The sequence below is a fragment of the Streptomyces sp. SID3343 genome, assembly GCF_009865215.1.
Lineage (GTDB): Bacteria > Actinomycetota > Actinomycetes > Streptomycetales > Streptomycetaceae > Embleya.
In genome coordinates this window covers 1-2,279 of record NZ_WWJX01000475.1, presented here as the reverse complement: position 1 = coordinate 2,279, position 2,279 = coordinate 1, and the positions used below count along the sequence as shown (strand labels likewise).

The window sequence follows — 2,279 nt, the reverse complement described above, 5'->3', positions numbered from 1 at the left end:
TCACCGCCGACGAGGCCGGGGCGTGGCCGTCGTCCGGCCCGCACCGACCCGACCTGACGGTGGTACTCACCGACGACTACCTCGACCCCCGACTCGCCGCGATGGACGCCCGGTTGCGGGCCGCCGAGTTGCCGTGGCTGCTCGCCAAGCCGACCGGGGCCGACGTGTGGACCGGGCCCTATCTGGTGCCCGGGCAGACCGGCTGTTGGCGCTGCCTGGCCAACCGCCTCAACGGCAACCAGCAGGTCGAGTCGTTTCTGCGGCGGCGCCCCGACGGCACCGTCGCCGACGAGCCGATCCGTACCTCGCTCGCCGCCACCGCGTGGTCGGTGGGCCTGTCCGCGCACCTCGTCGCGGGGGCAGCCGCGGAGATCCTGGCGACCGGCGGTGTCTCGGGCTACGAGGGTGTGCTCGTGTCGATGCACGTACCGACCCAACGCGTCGAGCGACACCGGCTGATCCGGCAGCCGCAGTGCGCCTCGTGCGGCGACCCGGGGCTGCTCCTCGACCGCGACCCGAGGGTCCGACTGGCGGCGCAGCCCGTGGTGTTCGACGACGAGGGCGGCCACCGCACGATGCGCCCCGACGACACGTTCAAGCGCCTGGAGAAGCACATCGGCCGGCTGCTGGGCGCGGTCAGCTCGCTGCGCCTGCTCAACGACGTCGACAACGGCGTCACCTTCAGCTACTCGGCGAGCCACAACTTCGCGGTGCCCGGCGACAACATCCCGATGCTGCGCCGGAACCTGCGCGGGCAAAGCGGCGGGAAGGGCCGCAGCGACATCCAGGCGCGGGTCAGCGGCGTGTGCGAGGCGATCGAGCGTTACTCCGGAGTGTGGCGCGACGACCGGCCCACCGAGCCGGGCTCGTATGCCGAGTTCGGTCCCGAACTGGCGGTGCACCCCTACGACTTGCTGCTCTACTCGGACGCACAGTACGCCATGCGCGACGACTGGAACCGCAACTCCGCCGGTCGCCTGCACATCGTGCCCGAGCGCTTCGACGAGAGCCGGCGGCTGAACTGGACCCGGGCCTGGTCGTTGACCGAGGATCGGCCCCGCCTGGTCCCGGCCGGGTACTCGTGGTTCGGACACCCCGACCTGTCGGAGCACTTCTACTGCTTCAGCGACGGCAACGGCAACGCGTCCGGGAACACCCTCGAAGAAGCGGTCATGCAGGGCCTGTTCGAAAGCTGTGAGCGCGACGCGGTCGGCCTGTGGTGGTACAACCGGGCGCTGCGCCCCGGCTTCGACCTGGACTCGCTGCACGAGCCGTACGTGGACACCCTGCGCGAGTTCTACGGTGCGATGCAGCGCAGCCTGGAGGTGGTCGACCTGACCACCGACCTGGGCGTGCCGACGTTCGCCGCCGTGTCGCGGCGCACCGACCACGAGGTCGAGGACATCCTGCTCGGCTTCGGCTCGCACCTGGATGTGCGGATCGCGGTGCTGCGGGCGCTCACCGAGGTCAACCAGTTCCTGCCGGCCGTGGTCAACCGCAACCCCGACGGCAGCACCCGCTATTGGGAGGACGACCCGCACACCCTCGCGTGGCTGCACACCGCGACCGCCGAGAAGGAGCCGTGGGCACTGCCCGCCGCGCACCTGACGCCTACCACGCTGTCCGGCTACGGCACGCTGCACAGCGGCGACATCGCCCAGGACGTCCGGCACACCGTGGAACGCCTGCGCGCGGTCGACCTGGAGGTGATCGTCCTGGACCAGAGCCTGCCGGACCTGGACCTGAACGTCGCCAAGGTGATGGTGCCGGGCCTGCGGCACTTCTGGCGGCGCCTGGGTCCCGGGCGGATGTACGACACGCCGGTACGGCTCGGCTGGATCGCCGAGCCCACGCCCGAGGCCGACCTGAACCCGTACAGCGTCTTCTTCTGACGCCACCGCCTGCCACGAGCCGTCTGCTTCCGAGCCGTCTGCTCCCCGGCCGTCCGGTTTCGGTCACCTGCTGCCCGGTCGCCTGCTGCCCGGTCGTCTGGTGCCGAGCCGCCTCCTTCCGAACCGTCCGCTTGCGAGCCGTCCGGATTCCCACGGATCGCCGACTCTCCGGAATGTCCTTCCGACGTCTCTCGCGGGGTCGGGGTTCGACGCTCGTCGTTCCCCGGCCCGTTCCGGTCACCGCATCACCCCGGCCCGACCCGATCCGGAGGTTCCATGACCAGCCTCGGTACCCCACCGGCGGCGGCCCCCGCCGCCATCCCCGCCGACTCGGCCGTGGTGGAGCTGCTCGCCCTGCATCCGGGCGTGCGCGCCGACACCGGCCCG

General features: G+C 71.4%; 1 protein-coding gene. It reads left to right on the top strand.

Going from position 1 to position 2,279, the window contains the following annotated elements; translation table 11 throughout:
* Positions 1 to 1,892: TOMM precursor leader peptide-binding protein (locus tag GT354_RS15315; RefSeq protein WP_161356868.1), on the top strand; the 1,892-nt coding region annotated here is incomplete at its 5' end.
* Positions 1,893 to 2,279: the final 387 nt, after the last annotated feature.